Here is a 14877-nt window from a genome sequence, read left to right on the forward strand (position 1 = left end):
CCCGTGGCCGAGCTGTTCTACGAAGACGACGCCGACCTGTCCATCATCCAGGGCCGCAAGGTCGCGGTCATCGGCTACGGCAGCCAGGGCCACGCCCACGCGCTGTCCCTGCGCGACTCGGGTGCGGACGTCCGGGTCGGCCTGAAGGCGGACTCCAAGTCCCGCGCCAAGGCGGAGGAGGCCGGCCTGCGCGTCGTCACCCCGGCCGAGGCGGCGGCCGAGGCCGACGTCATCATGATCCTGGTGCCGGACCCGATCCAGGCCGACGTCTACGCCGAGTCCATCGCGCCGAACCTGAAGGCCGGCGACGCGCTGTTCTTCGGCCACGGCCTGAACATCCGCTACGGCTTCATCAAGCCCCCGGCCGATGTCGACGTCTGCATGGTCGCCCCGAAGGGCCCGGGCCACCTGGTCCGCCGCCAGTACGAGGAGGGCCGCGGCGTCCCCGCGATCGTCGCGGTCGAGCAGGACGCCTCCGGCAAGGCCCTCGACCTGGCGCTGTCCTACGCCAAGGGCATCGGTGCCACCAAGGCCGGCGTCATCAAGACCACCTTCACCGAGGAGACCGAGACCGACCTGTTCGGTGAGCAGGCCGTCCTCTGCGGTGGCACCGCCGCCCTGGTGAAGGCCGGTTTCGAGACCCTGGTCGAGGCCGGCTACCAGCCGGAGATCGCCTACTTCGAGTGCCTGCACGAGCTGAAGCTCATCGTCGACCTGATGTACGAGGGCGGGCTGGAGAAGATGCGCTGGTCGGTCTCCGAGACCGCCGAGTGGGGCGACTACGTCACCGGCCCCCGCATCATCACCGACGCCACCAAGGCCGAGATGCGGAAGGTCCTCGCCGAGATCCAGGACGGCACCTTCGCCAACACCTGGATCGCCGAGTACAAGGCCGGTCTGCCCAAGTACAACGAGTACAAGAAGGCCGACGAGGACCACCTGCTGGAGACCACCGGCAAGAAGCTGCGCAAGCTGATGAGCTGGGTCAAGGAAGAGGCCTGAGCCCTTCCGGGGCCACGCCTCATTTTGTAACCCCCTTGTACAAGTAGGCTGCTCTCGTCCGGGTGATTTCGCCGGACGGGAGCAGCCTCGCACCCAGCCCGTCGATACACTTCCGAGTGCGCGTCAGGCCCACAGCGTCGTGCGTCTACCTACGCGGCATGCCACCTTCCCCCCGACGGTCACGCCACCTACGTGCCGGGGAGAACCGGACAGTTAAGGACAACACTGTCGTGAGCACTGCGACCACTGTGAAATCTGCCGTCGTTCTGATCGCCGAAGAGCTGTCGCCCGCCACCGTCGACGCCCTCGGCCCCGACTTCGAGATCCGTCACTGCAACGGCGCCGACCGCACCGAACTGCTGACCGCGATCGCCGATGTGGACGCCATCCTGATCCGCTCCGCCACCAAGGTGGACGCGGAGGCGCTGGCCGCCGCCCGCAAGCTGAAGGTGGTCGCCCGGGCCGGCGTCGGCCTCGACAACGTGGACGTCTCCGCCGCCACCAAGGCCGGCGTGATGGTCGTCAACGCGCCGACCTCCAACATCGTCACCGCCGCCGAGCTGGCCTGCGGCCTGCTGATCTCGGTCGCCCGCAACATCGCGCCGGCCAACGCCGCGCTCAAGCAGGGCGAGTGGAAGCGCAACAAGTACACCGGCGTCGAGCTGAGCGAGAAGGTCCTCGGTGTCGTCGGCCTCGGCCGGATCGGCGTGCTGGTCGCCCAGCGGATGTCCGCGTTCGGCATGAAGATCGTCGCGTACGACCCCTACATCCAGGCCGCCCGCGCCGCGCAGATGGGCGTCAAGCTCGTCACGCTGGAGGAGCTGCTGGAGATCTCGGACTTCATCACCGTCCACCTCCCGAAGACCCCCGAGACCATCGGCCTGATCGGCGACGAGGCGCTGCACAAGGTCAAGCCGACCGTGCGCATCGTCAACGCCGCCCGCGGCGGCATCGTGGACGAGGCGGCGCTGGCCGACGCCCTGCGCGACGGCCGGGTGGCCGGCGCCGGCCTGGACGTCTACGCCAAGGAGCCGTGCACCGACTCGCCGCTGTTCGCCTTCGACAACGTGGTCGCCACCCCGCACCTGGGCGCCTCCACCGACGAGGCGCAGGAGAAGGCCGGTATCGCGGTCGCCAGGTCCGTCCGTCTGGCGCTGGCCGGCGAGCTGGTCCCGGACGCGGTCAACGTCCAGGGCGGCGTGATCGCCGAGGACGTCCGTCCGGGTCTGCCGCTGGCCGAGAAGCTGGGCCGGATCTTCACCGCGCTGGCCGGCGAGGTGGCCGTCCGCCTCGACGTCGAGGTCCGTGGCGAGATCACCCAGCACGACGTCAAGGTGCTCGAACTGTCCGCCCTGAAGGGCGTGTTCGAGGACGTGGTGGCGGAGACGGTGTCCTACGTCAACGCTCCCCTGTTCGCCCAGGAGCGCGGTGTCGAGGTACGCCTGACCACCTCCAGCGAGAGCCTTGAGCACCGCAATGTGATCACCGTCCGGGGCACCCTGGCCGACGGCACCGAGATCGCCATCTCCGGCACCCTGGCCGGCCCGAAGCAGACCCAGAAGATCGTCGGCGTGGACGCCTTCGACGTCGATGTGGCGCTCACCGACCACATGGCGTTCTTCAAGTACGAGGACCGCCCCGGCGTGGTCGGCGTCCTCGGCCGCCACCTCGGCGACGCCGGCATCAACATCGCCGGCATGCAGGTCGCCCGGGACGGCAGCGGCGCGCTCGCCTCCATCACGGTGGACACCCAGATCCCGCAGGAGGTGCTGTCCGCGATCGCCGCCGAGATCGGGGCCCGCTTCGCCCGCTCGGTCGACCTGGGCGCCTGATTCCCGTCGCCCCGCAGGGCCCGGACCGCCTCCCCGGCGGTCCGGGCCCTGCCGCGTCCGGCGGCGTGGGCGCTCCGGGTGACGCCCGTCTCAGATACTAGGAAATCCAAGTATTCGTGCAGACACGGCCCGGTCGGGGCCGTACCGTGAAAGGGCCAGACGGTGTGCCGCCCCTGTAGCCAGGGTGCGCGGCCCGTGTGCGCCCGTACGCCCGACGGGCAGGCGATCCCTGCTCCGCGTACCACCCTCCCCACCCTCTGCGCCCGCCTGTGCGCATCGCATCAAGGAGCCCGGTATGCCCCCCGCCGCAGACCGTCACACCACTCCCGCCCCCGCCGCCACGGCCGCCCGCGCCCCGCGCCGCCGCCGTGCGGCCGAGCGCAACCCCTTCGCCGCCGCCGCCCTCCAGCGCGCGCTGGACCGTCGCGACAACGGCGGCGTGACCGGGCACCTCTGACCGGATCCGCCGGTCGGGTGCCGCCTGCCGGATCCCCCGGTCGGGCGCCGGCAGGGCCTTTCGGCGGAGTCGGTGATAATCGGCCGATTACCTCGGACGGGCTGACGCCGCATCACCCGGTAGGGTGCAAGTGGCCGCCGTTCGAGGGAAGTTGCTCGCATTCCCCGGCGCGATCATCCTAATTTGGGGCCCCCGGAAGGGTGATCGACGTCCGCACCGGCGGGCGTCAGCGACACGGTGTGCGGATCAGCCCCCCTTACCGGGGGAGAGGGTCCTGTGCGTCAGCCACCCGTCCACCGTCCGCTCACCAGGATCGGCCTCGCCCTGGCGCTGCTGGCCGGGCCGGTCGTGCTCACCGCCGCCGCCCCGGCGGCCGGGCAGGCGGAGGCCCAGGGGCCGCCGCCCGGCGCGGCCGCGGCCGCCCACCCGCCGTCCGGGCAGCCGGTCTCGGTGCTGCTCGAACTCGCCACCGAGGCCGCCGGTCCCGCCTGGCGGCGCGCCGCCGCCGACGCCCGGCGGGCCCAGCGCGCCCCGGAGGAGATCCGCCGCGAGGCCGCCCGGGCCGGCGCCGAGCGGCGGACCGCCGCCTCCGGCGCGCTCGACGGGCTGGCCGGGGCCGTCCGCGGCGCGGTGCCCACCGCCCGCGAGCTCTACCGCACCCGTACCCTGCTCACCGGCCTCGCCGTCACCGTGCCCGCCGACCGGCTGCCCGCCCTGCGCACGCTGCCGGGCGTGCGGGCCGTCCACCCGATCACGCGCAAGCAGCGGGACAACGCGTACTCCGTCCCGCTCACCGGCGCCCCGCGGCTCTGGGCCGGTCCGTCCGGCGACGCGGTCGACGGCAACACCGGCCAGGGCGTGCGGATCGGCATCATCGACAGCGGCATCGACTACACCCACGCGGACTTCGGCGGCCCCGGCACCGAGGAGGCGTTCCGGTCGGTGGACGGCGCCACGACCGCGCCCGCCGGGCTCTTCCCCAACGCCAAGGTGGTCGGCGGCCACGACCTGGTCGGCGACGACTACGACCCGGACCCGTCCTCCCCGCACTACCAGCCCGTCCCGCACCCGGACGACAACCCGATCGACTGCCTCCGGCACGGCCACGGCACCCATGTCGCCGGTACCGCCGCCGGTCTCGGTGTCACCGCCGACGGGCAGCCCTACCGCGGCCCGTACCGGCCCGGCCTGGACCCGGCGGACTTCAAGGTCGGCCCCGGCGCCGCGCCCGGCGCGCAGCTGTACGCGCTCCGGGTCTTCGGCTGCGAAGGCTCCACCGACCAGCTCGCCCAGGCGCTCGACATCGCCGCCGACCCGGACGGCGACGGCGACCTCGGCGACCGCCTCGACGTCGTCAACCTCTCGCTCGGCAGCCGGTTCGGCGCCACCGACGACGCCGACGCCGTCGCCGCCGACCGCCTCGCCGAACTGGGCACCGTGGTGGTCGCGGCCGCGGGCAACGAAGGGGACGTCTACGGCATCGGCGGCAGCCCGGGCACCGCCGCCCGGGCCGTCACCGTCGCCGCCTCCGTCGATCCGCACAGCGACGCCGACGGCATCACCGTGCTCGCCCCGGAGCCGCTCGCCGCCGTCGTCCCGGCCCACTGGAGCGCCCGCTACCAGGGCTGGTCCACCGCCGACGTCAGCGGCCGACTCGCCCTGCCCGTCGACCAGCCGGACGGCTGCACGGCCTTCGGCGAGGCCGACCGGCAGCGGCTGGCAGGGAAGATCGCCGTCCTCGTCTGGCACACCCGCGAGTCCGAACGGGCCTGCGGCTCCGCCCCGCGCGCCGACCACGCCGCCGACGCCGGAGCGATCGGCGCGCTGCTCGCCGCCGACGACGACCACCTCGCCGAGATCTCCGGCAACGACCGCGTCCCGGTCGCGCTGCTCGCCCGTGAGGACGGCGAACGGCTGCGGCAGGGCGCGGCCGCCGGCCCGGTCGACGTCCGGCTGGCCGAGCCGGGCGGCCGGCTGCACGGCACGGTCTCCCAGGACCAGCCGTGGCGCACCGACACCCTCACCGACTTCACCTCGCGCGGCATCGGCGTGCCCGGCGTGGTCAAGCCGGACCTCGCCGCCCCCGGCGAGACCATCTGGTCCGCGCTGGTCGGCAGCGGCAGCGGCGGCCAGCGCGAGGACGGCACCTCGATGGCCACCCCGCACGTGGCCGGCCTCGCCGCGCTGGTCCGCGCCGCCCACCCGGACTGGACGGCCGAGCAGGTCAAGGCCGCGCTGATGAACACCGCCGGGGACACCTGGCTCGGCGACGACCACGGCGGCCCGGTCTACGGGCCCGAACGCACCGGCGCCGGACGGGCCCAGGTGGACCGCGCCGTCCGCACCCCCGCCGTCGCCTACGCCGCCGGAGAGGGCGCGGCGGAGGGCGGCGTCGGCGTCTCCTTCGGCCCGGTGGACGTCGGCGGGCCGTTCTCCGCCACCCGCGAGATCGAGGTCCGGAACCTGTCCGACACGACCGTGGTCTACCGCACCGGCTACGCGGCCGCCACCGAACTCCCCGGCGCCCGGTTCGACGTGGCGCCCGCCCAGGTGGCGGTGGTCGCCGGGGGCACCGCGCGGGTCCGGGTCACCCTGGTCGTGCCCGGGCGGCTCGGCCGCACCCCCGACCCGACCATCGACACCCTGCAGGGCGGCCGGGCCCGCAGCTACCGGGGCGAGCTCTCCGGCCGGGTGCTGCTCACCCCCGTCTCGGACCGTGCCCTGCCCGGGCTGCGGGTGCCCGTCCTCGCCGCCCCGCACCCCGTCTCCGAGCTGAGCGCGGCGGCGCCGGTGCTGCCCACCCCCTCGGGCGCGCTGGTCCTCCTCGGCGGCACCGCGGCGCCGGGGGAGCAGCCCGGCCTGGTCAGCGGCTTCGCGCTCGGCGGGGAGGCCCCCCGCTGGGTGGACTGCCCGCCGGACAGCGGTGCCGCCGTCGGGCCGGGCGCGGGCATCGTGCCGCAGGACGGCACCGGCGGGGCGGGCGCCCCGGAGGACATCTGCGTCGAACGCCCCGGCGACCGGGCCGCCAACCTGCGGGCGGCCGGCGCCGCCTCGGACGCCCCGGCCGCCGGCGGCGACCCGCTCGCCGAGGGCACCCTCTACCTGGGCGCCCAGCTCTGGGCGCCCGCCGCCACCCCCGTCGGCGTCTTCGCCGTCCGGGCCTCGCTGGACACCGACGGGGACGGTGAGACCGATGTCATCGTCAAGGCCGACCGGCTGCCCGGCAGCGACGTCCTGGTGGCCCGCGCGCTCGACGCCAGGACCGGCGCCGAACTGGACGTCCAGCCGCTCAACGCCCGCTGGGGCGACAGCGACACCGCGCTGCTGGACAGCGACGCGCTGGTGCTGCCGGTGCGGCTGAGCGCCCTGCCCGGCCTGACGGCGGACCACAGCACCATCCGCTACGGCCTCTGGACCGGCCCCGCCGGCGGTCGGCCCCACCCGGAGGAGGCCTTCTCCGCCATCGGCCTGAGCGGCACCCGCCCGACCCTCGCCGTCGACGTGCTGCACCCGGCCGTCGAGGTCCGGGCCGGCCTCGGCGGACCGGCCGCGGTGGCGTCCGCCGTGCCGCCGGGCGGCGCCCTGGAGGTCCGCCGGGCCGACAGCGACGCGTCCCGTCTGCTGCTGCTCCACCACTTCAACCGGGACGGCCGGCGGGGCGAGATCGTCACCCTGCCCTGAGCCCGGGGGCGTCAGCGCGGTGCCGCGGCCGCCCGGCGGACCCGGCGGGGCGGCCGGGTGGGGCGGTGGCGGAGCCGGCCGAAGACGGCGGCCAGCGCCGTGACCGCCGCGGCGGCCGAGGCGACCGTCAGCCCCTCGGTGAGGCCGGGCGGACGGAAGACGCAGCCGATCCGGTCGGCGCCGCCGCCGAGCGGGACGCCGATCATGCCCAGCACCGGCCGGGGCGGCGCGTACGGCCCGCCGCCGGCCGCGCAGGTCCAGCCCTCGGTGGCCGGGACGGAGAGCAGCGCGGTGCCCGTGCTGCCCGGCGGCAGGGCGGCCGTGACGGTGTGCCCGCCGACCGCCACCCGGGTGGCGCCGGTCGTGGCGATCCGCGCCAGCGCCGCCTCCAGGGCGCCGGGCCGCAGGCAGCCGATCGGCCGGGCCGGGACCTGGGTGACGGCGTCCGCCCGCAGCACCACCCGGACCCGGCCGTCGGCGGGCACCGGCCCCAGCGGATGGACCGGGACGGCCGTGGCGGGCTGCTCGCCCTCGCTGCGGTAGGTGGTGCCGAGACCGCTCACCGTGCCGTTGAACCAGACCCCGTGGAAGTACGCCGTACCGCCCGGCGTACAGCCCGCCGTGAAGACGGTGCCCTCCGTGCCCGCCGGGGTGGCGGGGACGGACCAGCCGCTGGTGCCGTGCAGGGCCGGCACCGGGCCGCCGTCCGGGGCGGGCTCGGGGGCGTCCCACACCCGGCTGCCGAGCAGCGACTCCTGCCGGGACCAGACCGAGGAGGTGTCCGCCGCCGCGTCCGCCGGGACCACGGTGACCAGCGGCGGGGCGGCGGCCCGGCCGACCGTGAAACCGTCCGGCGGCGGCCCGTCGGCGAGGTACGTCCGCACCGCGAACAGGGCCCGCCCGACCGGGTCGGTGACGCTGTCGGTCCGCCGGCCGCCGGCCGTCCACCCGGCGCCGAGGTCGTGCAGCAGCAGCGCGGTGACGGTCGGCAGGTAGCCGCTGGAGTAGCCGCCGCCCTGGCCGTCCAGCAGCAGCGGGTCGTTCGGGGTGAAGGCGTGCGGGCCGGGGTCGCCGCGGCCGGCGGGCCAGTCGGCGGCCTGCCGCAGCGCCGCGTACCCGGCCCGGACGGGCGCCCCGGCGGCGGTGCCCGGCGCGGTGGCGCCCAGCGCCGCGTACGCCGACCAGACCGCGCCGCCGAGCACCGCGCAGGCCAGGGCCGCCGTCGCGACGGCGCCCGCCCGCCGGTCGGTGTGCCGGTGCTCCAGCGTCCACAGCGCGGCGAGCAGGACGGCGCCGCCCACGGCGAGCAGCACCCAGGTGGACGCCGGGACGGACTTCCGGTCCGCCGCGAGACCGGCCACCAGCGCCACCAGCGCGGCGCCGCCGAGCAGCGTGAGCAGGTCGGGCCGGTGCGCCAGTGAGACCCAGCCGGCCATCACCAGCAGACCGCTGAGCACGAACGCCACCCGGTACGGGCCGCCGGCCGGGATCGCCAGGCCGTGCCAGACCAGCACGGTGGGCGTCCAGACGAAGCTGAGCACCACCAGCGCCAGCAGCCCGGACCAGACGAGCCTGGTCCGGGCCCGCACCCGCCGGTTGAACGGCAGCCCGGCCACCAGCAGCAGGCCCAGCAGGCCGATCGCGACGTCCGGCAGCGGCCGGCCGGTGCGGGTGCCGGGCAGCAGCTGCGCCAGGTGCCCGCCGAGCCCGGACGGCCCGACCGGCCGCGCCGGGGACTCCGGCTGGGCGGCCTGCGCGGCCCGGACGGCGACGAACAGCACCGGCCCGGCCAGCAGCACCCCGGTGGCGGCCATGGTCACGGCCCGCCCGGTCACCCGGACCACGGTCCTGAACGGCCGCCGGACGGCCAGCAGCCGGACCGTCAGCACCAGGCCGGCCATGATCGTGGCCATCGCGGCGGTGTAGAGGTTGCCCACCCAGGCGAGCGCGACGCAGAGGGTGCCGGCCGCCCAGCGGCGCTCGTGCAGACACCAGTCCCCGGCCAGGCAGAGCAGCGGCAGCGAGACCAGGCCCCAGAGCCACATCGGCGCCGCCCCGCCGACGCCCAGCACCCAGGCGCAGAGCCCGTACCCGACGGCGGCCAGGGCCCGCAGCCGGCGCGGTCCTGGGTACAGCCGGCCGAGGACGTGGGCCATCAGCGCGGTGCCGAGGCCGATGCTGAGCAGGGTGGTCAGGAAGACCGCGAGCGGCCCCTGGTCGCGCGGCAGCAGGACGGCGAGCCAGGAGAACGGGTTCATCAGGTAGGCGAAGAAGTCGGCCAGGAACGGTGCCCCGTACCCGCTGTTCCAGTTGAACAGCAGGTCCCCGGCGCCCCGTCCGTGGACCAGGTCCCAGAGCCGGGCGTGGAACGGCACCGCCACCTCGGCGGCCCCGGCCGGCCACGCCCCGCGCAGCGCCGCCGCCACCGCGTACCCGCCCATGGCCAGCCCCGCCGCGCCCCCGCAGGCCAGCGCCTCCCGCCCTCGGCGTCCGCCGGTTTCGACCACGCTGCTGTGCCCCGTTCTCCGAGGATCTCCGGACCGGATCCCCGCGAGCATAAGCGTGCCCCCCGCGCGAATTGAGGCTCACGCGCTCCCTCGTCGGAGTGGCGTGCGGACAGGACCTGCCGAGTAGCCTGGGAGCAGCCGCCAGGGTGCCCGTATGGGAGGAACCATGAGCGTCGCGCCGTACCCCGACTGGCTTCGCCCCCCGGTCGGCGGGTACACCGCCGAGGACCTCGACCGGCTGCCGGATCTCCCGCCGCACACCGAACTGCTCGACGGGAGCCTGATCTTCGTGAGTCCGCGGACCAAGTTCCACATGCGGATGCTCCGCGCGCTGGAACGGGCCCTTGAGGACGCCGCCCCCGACGGGTGGGAGGTCTGGCGCGAGATGACGGTCAAGCTGAACAAGCGGAACCGGCCCGAGCCGGACCTGCTGGTGGTCGACGAGCGCTCCGACACGGGGCTGAAGCAGACCTTCTGCCTCGGCGAGGACGTTCTGCTCGCCGTCGAGGTGGTCTCCGAGGAGTTCCAGGCACGCGACCGGGAGATCAAGCCGCGCAAATACGCCGCCGCCGGCATCCGGTACTTCTGGCGGGTCGAGAGTGACGAAGGCCGACCTGTCGTCTACACGTACGAAAGGGACCCGGCCACGCGCGCCTACGTCCCGACCGGGATCTTCCATGACCGGCTCGTCACCGAGTACCCGTTCCCGGTCGACATCGTGCTGCCCGGATCCGCCTCGCGTCCGGATAGTGGACACAGGATGTCAGCTTCTGGGACACCGGAGTAGGGTCCGAGCATGTCTCGCACCATTCGTCTCGCAGTTGTCCCCGGTGATGGCATCGGCCAGGAAGTGGTGGCCGAAGGCCTCAAGGTCCTGATCGCCGCGCTGCCCGCCGACGTGAAGCTGGAGACCACCGAGTACGACCTCGGCGCCCGGCGCTACCACCGCACCGGTGAGACGCTGCCGGACAGCGTGCTGGAGGAGCTGAAGGGCCACGACGCGATCCTGCTCGGCGCCATCGGCGACCCGAGCGTGCCGTCGGGCGTGCTGGAGCGCGGGCTGCTGCTCAAGCTGCGCTTCGCCTTCGACCACCACATCAACCTGCGCCCCGGCCGGCTCTTCCCGGGCGTGAAGTCGCCGCTGGCCGGCGAGCCGGACATCGACTTCGTGGTCGTCCGCGAGGGCACCGAGGGCCCGTACGTCGGCAACGGCGGCACGCTGCGCACCGGTACCGCGCAGGAGGTGGCCACCGAGGTCAGCCTGAACACCGCGTTCGGCATCGAGCGCGTGGTCCGCGACGCGTACCGCCGGGCCCAGGCCCGCCCGCGCAAGAAGCTCACCCTGGTCCACAAGAACAACGTGCTGGTGCACGCCGGCCACCTCTGGACCCGGATCTTCGAGCAGGTCGGCCGGGAGTTCCCCGAGGTCACCACCGACTACCTGCACGTCGACGCGGCGACCATCTTCTTCGTCACCCAGCCCGAGCGGTTCGACGTCATCGTCACCGACAACCTGTTCGGCGACATCCTGACCGACCTGGCCGCCGCCGTCACCGGTGGCATCGGCCTGGCCGCCAGCGGCAACATCAACCCCAGCGGGGACTTCCCGTCGATGTTCGAGCCCGTGCACGGCTCGGCGCCGGACATCGCGGGCCAGGGCAAGGCCGACCCGACCGCCACCGTCCTGTCGGTCGCCATGCTGCTGGACCACCTGGGCCTGGCCGCCGAGGCCGCCCGGGTCGAGGCCGCGGTCGCCGCGGACCTGGCCGAGCGCACCGGGACCCGTACGACGTCCCAGGTCGGCGACGCGCTCGCCGGGCGAGTATCCGGCTAGCGGGCCGGAACCGACTGAAGGTGTTCCGGCTAGCGGGCCGGAACCGACTGAAGGTGTTCCGGCTAGCGGGCCGGATCCGACTGAAGGTGTTCCGGCTGACGGGCCGGATCACATAACCGCAGCTTGCGGCTCCCCAAGGAGCCTGTGGCTGTTCGGCACGGCCCTCTGGATGCGAGTATCGACAGTGGGCCGTGCCGTCGTGCGTTCGTTCGCCGAAACGTTCACCCGACGGAGGCGGCCCGGACAAACCCCACGGTGAAGGACACACAGCCATGAGCACGCCCACCCAGGCGCCCATCACGTTCGACCTCAAGCCCTCCGCCCACCCGCTGTCCGACGCGGAGCGCGAGGCCCGGCTGGCCAGTCCAGGCTTCGGGCGCGTCTTCACCGACCACATGGTGACCATCCGCTGGACCGAGGGTCTGGGCTGGCACGACGCCCAGCTGGCGCCGTACGCGCCGCTGGAGGTCGACCCGGCGAACATGACGCTCCACTACGGCCAGTCGATCTTCGAGGGCCTCAAGGCGTACCGCCAGGCCGACGGCTCGATCGCGACCTTCCGCCCGGAGGCCAACGCGGCCCGCTTCCAGGCCTCGGCCCGCCGGCTGGCGATGCCGGAGCTGCCGGTCGAGACCTTCGTCGAGGCGGTCGAGCTGCTGGTCCAGCAGGAGCAGGGCTGGGTCCCGAACCAGCCGGAGCAGAGCCTCTACCTGCGCCCCTTCATGTTCGCCACCGAGGTCGGCCTGGGTGTCCGTCCGGCCAACTCCTACCTCTTCATGATCATCGCCTCGCCGGCCGGCGCCTACTTCCCCGGCGGCATCAAGCCGGTCTCGGTCTGGCTCTCCGAGGAGTACGTCCGGGCCGCGCCCGGCGGCACCGGCGCCGCCAAGTGCGCCGGCAACTACGCCGCCTCGCTGATCGCCCAGGCGCAGGCCGCCGAGAAGGGCTGCGACCAGGTCGTCTGGCTCGACGCCGCCGAGCACCGGTGGATCGAGGAGATGGGCGGCATGAACCTGTACTTCGTCTTCGGCGAGGGCAGGGACGCCCGGATCGTCACCCCGGAGCTGTCCGGCGCGCTGCTGCCCGGCATCACCCGCGACTCGCTGCTCCAGCTCGCCGCCGACCTCGGCTACGCCGTCGAGGAGCGGAAGATCTCCACCGACGAGTGGAAGCAGGGCAACGCCGACGGCACCCTCACCGAGGTCTTCGCCTGCGGCACCGCCGCCGTCATCACCCCGGTCGGCTCGGTCAAGTCCGCCCGCGCCGACTGGACCGTGGGCACCGGTGAGCCCGGCCCGGTCACCATGGAGCTGCGCAAGGCCCTGCTCGCCGTCCAGGGCGGCCAGGCCCCCGACACCCACGGCTGGCTGCACAAGATCGTCTGACCCGACACCGCCTCCGGCCTGCGCCGTTTCGGATCGCGAGACGGCCGGGCCGGAGTGTGGATGATGTGCGAGACTGCGAGGGTGTCCTCGCTTTCGCTGATTATTAGCAGCAGGCGCGCCGGTCCGCAGTGACCGCTTCCGCACCACCCGATGCGGAGCGACCACCAGCGTCCAGACCCGCGCGCAGACCTCTCGCACCCGCGAGGGGTCTTTTTGTTTACCCCGGACCGGCCGGAGCCCCCACAAGGGGCCGAGAGACACCGGGTGCGCGCGGGATGCTGGACAGTGGAGCGTGGTCCGCCGGCAGGAGCCGGCGGCGATCGGACGCAGCCATCCCGGCAAGCAGTACGACCTCCCCGAACGGAGATTCCACGGCCATGACCGAGGCCAGCAGCCGCACCGACGACAGCTTCCACGTCTTCGACACCACCCTGCGCGACGGCGCGCAGCGCGAGGGCATCAACCTCACGGTGGCCGACAAGCTGACCATTGCCCGGCACCTGGACGACTTCGGAGTCGGCTTCATCGAGGGTGGCTGGCCCGGAGCCAACCCCCGGGACACCGAGTTCTTCGCCCGCGCCGCCGCCGAGCTGGACCTCAAGCACGCCCAGCTGGTCGCCTTCGGCGCCACCCGGCGGGCCGACGGGAAGGCCGCCGAGGACCCGCAGCTGGCCGCCCTGGTCACCTCGGGCGCGCCGGTCGTCACCCTGGTCGCCAAGGCCCACGACCGGCACGTCGAGCTGGCGCTGCGCACCACGCTGGACGAGAACCTGGAGATGGTCCGGGACAGCGTCGCCCACCTGCGCGCCCAGGGCCGCCGGGTCTTCATCGACTGCGAGCACTTCTTCGACGGGTACAAGGCCAACCGCGAGTACGCCCTCGCGGTGGTCCGCGCCGCGCACGAGGCCGGCGCCGACGTCGTCGTGCTCTGCGACACCAACGGCGGGATGCTCCCGGCCGGCGTCCGGGACATCGTCGCGGACGTGCTGGCGCGGACCGGCGCCCGGCTCGGCATCCACGCCCAGGACGACACCGGCTGCGCCGTCGCCAACACCCTGGCCGCGGTGGACGCCGGCGCCACCCACGTCCAGTGCACCGCCAACGGCTACGGCGAGCGGGTCGGCAACGCCAACCTGTTCCCGGTGGTCGGGGCGCTGGAGATCAAGTACGACCGCCGGGTGCTGCCGCCCGGCAGCCTCGCCGAGATGACCCGGATCTCGCACGCCATCGCCGAGGTGGTCAACCTGACCCCCTCCACCCACCAGCCGTACGTCGGCTTCTCGGCCTTCGCCCACAAGGCCGGCCTGCACGCCTCCGCGATCAAGGTCGACCCGGACCTGTACCAGCACATCGACCCGCAGACGGTCGGCAACACCATGCGGATGCTGGTCTCCGACATGGCCGGCCGGGCCTCGGTGGAGCTCAAGGGCAAGGAGCTCGGCTACGACCTCTCCACCGACCGCGACCTGGCCGGCCGGGTGGTCGCCAAGGTCAAGGAGCAGGAGAACCTCGGCTACACCTACGAGTCCGCCGACGCCTCCTTCGAGCTGCTGCTCCGGGACGAGGTGCGCGGCAGCCGCGACCGCTTCTACACCCTGGAGTCCTGGCGGACCATCAGCGAGCAGGGCCCGGACGGCAAGCCGGGCAACGAGGCGACGGTGAAGCTCTGGGCCAAGGGCGAACGGAAGATCGCCACCGGTGAGGGCAACGGTCCGGTGGACGCGCTGGACAAGGCGCTGCGCGCCGCGCTGGAGGGGATCTACCCGCAGCTGGCCACGCTGGAGCTGGTGGACTACAAGGTCCGCATCCTGGAGGGCCAGCACGGCACCGGCTCGCAGACCCGCGTGCTGATCGAGTCCACCGACGGCACCTCCAGCTGGTCCACCGTCGGGGTGGCCGACAACGTGGTCGCGGCCTCCTGGCTGGCCCTGGAGGACGCCTACACCTACGGCCTGATCAGGTCCGGGCTGGAGCCCACCGAATAGCACCGGACCGACGAACAGCACCGGACCGAACAGGACCGGACCACGAAGCGGCCCACGGACCCCGAGGTCCGTGGGCCGCTTCGTCTCAGCGGACGCGCACTCAGCGGAGGCGGGCGAGGAGGGCGTGTTCGACGAGGGTGATGAGGGCGCTTTTGGCGCTGTCGCGTCGTCGGGCGTCGAGGGTGATGACGGGG

The 14877-nt window shown here is 73.9% G+C and carries 9 protein-coding genes and 1 pseudogene; 8 read left to right on the forward strand and 2 right to left on the reverse strand.

Going from position 1 to position 14877, the window contains the following annotated elements:
• Positions 1-3 precede the first annotated feature (3 nt).
• The 4 genes from ilvC (at position 4) to ACIP82_RS19980 (ending at position 6972) form a co-directional block, all read left to right on the forward strand.
• Positions 4-1002: a ketol-acid reductoisomerase gene (gene ilvC, locus ACIP82_RS19965; RefSeq protein WP_363610787.1), complete on the forward strand. Its 999-nt coding sequence runs from the start codon at positions 4-6 to the stop codon at positions 1000-1002.
• Positions 1003-1232: 230 nt separating this feature from the next.
• Positions 1233-2834: a phosphoglycerate dehydrogenase gene (serA, locus tag ACIP82_RS19970; RefSeq protein WP_363610789.1), complete on the forward strand. Its 1602-nt coding sequence runs from the start codon at positions 1233-1235 to the stop codon at positions 2832-2834.
• A gap of 295 nt (positions 2835-3129) precedes the next feature.
• Complete coding sequence (locus tag ACIP82_RS19975) at positions 3130-3291, forward strand: hypothetical protein (RefSeq protein WP_363610791.1); 162 nt, start codon at positions 3130-3132, stop codon at positions 3289-3291.
• A gap of 276 nt (positions 3292-3567) precedes the next feature.
• Positions 3568-6972: a S8 family serine peptidase gene (locus tag ACIP82_RS19980; protein ID WP_400654762.1), complete on the forward strand. Its 3405-nt coding sequence runs from the start codon at positions 3568-3570 to the stop codon at positions 6970-6972.
• Positions 6973-6983: 11 nt separating this feature from the next.
• Here the strand turns inward: ACIP82_RS19980 and ACIP82_RS19985 are convergent, their stop codons facing one another.
• On the reverse strand, positions 6984-9479 hold the full coding sequence (locus ACIP82_RS19985) for a YfhO family protein (protein ID WP_400654764.1): 2496 nt from the start codon (positions 9477-9479) through the stop codon (positions 6984-6986).
• A gap of 166 nt (positions 9480-9645) precedes the next feature.
• On the opposite strand from ACIP82_RS19985, the gene ACIP82_RS19990 reads away from it, so the two are divergent.
• The 4 genes from ACIP82_RS19990 (at position 9646) to cimA (ending at position 14683) form a co-directional block, all read left to right on the forward strand.
• Positions 9646-10266 (forward strand): Uma2 family endonuclease, encoded by a 621-nt coding sequence (locus tag ACIP82_RS19990; protein WP_363610797.1) that lies wholly within the window; start codon positions 9646-9648, stop codon positions 10264-10266.
• 9 nt (positions 10267-10275) lie between these two features.
• Positions 10276-11313, forward strand: coding sequence for a 3-isopropylmalate dehydrogenase (locus ACIP82_RS19995; RefSeq protein WP_363610799.1), 1038 nt, complete (start codon positions 10276-10278; stop codon positions 11311-11313).
• 272 nt (positions 11314-11585) lie between these two features.
• Positions 11586-12698: a branched-chain amino acid aminotransferase gene (locus ACIP82_RS20000; protein ID WP_363610801.1), complete on the forward strand. Its 1113-nt coding sequence runs from the start codon at positions 11586-11588 to the stop codon at positions 12696-12698.
• Positions 12699-13075: 377 nt separating this feature from the next.
• A complete protein-coding gene (cimA, locus tag ACIP82_RS20005; protein ID WP_400654768.1) occupies positions 13076-14683 on the forward strand; it encodes a citramalate synthase in 1608 nt (535 codons plus the stop codon).
• Between the two features lie 100 nt (positions 14684-14783).
• On the opposite strand, the pseudogene ACIP82_RS20010 reads toward cimA, so the two are convergent.
• A pseudogene (locus ACIP82_RS20010) lies at positions 14784-14877 on the reverse strand (ATP-binding protein); the annotation flags it as partial.

The sequence above is a fragment of the Kitasatospora sp. NPDC088548 genome (assembly GCF_044753005.1).
In the GTDB taxonomy this organism is placed as follows: Bacteria; Actinomycetota; Actinomycetes; order Streptomycetales; family Streptomycetaceae; genus Kitasatospora.

What these genes read in the sequence shown, in the direction of transcription:
- ACIP82_RS20000 (WP_363610801.1), top strand. Translation starts at nt 11,586, where the DNA reads ATGAGCACGCCCACCCAGGCGCCCATCACGTTCGACCTCAAGCCCTCC.
- ACIP82_RS19995 (WP_363610799.1), top strand. Translation starts at nt 10,276, where the DNA reads ATGTCTCGCACCATTCGTCTCGCAGTTGTCCCCGGTGATGGCATCGGC.
- cimA (WP_400654768.1), top strand. Translation starts at nt 13,076, where the DNA reads ATGACCGAGGCCAGCAGCCGCACCGACGACAGCTTCCACGTCTTCGAC.
- ACIP82_RS19990 (WP_363610797.1), top strand. Translation starts at nt 9,646, where the DNA reads ATGAGCGTCGCGCCGTACCCCGACTGGCTTCGCCCCCCGGTCGGCGGG.
- ACIP82_RS19975 (WP_363610791.1), top strand. Translation starts at nt 3,130, where the DNA reads ATGCCCCCCGCCGCAGACCGTCACACCACTCCCGCCCCCGCCGCCACG.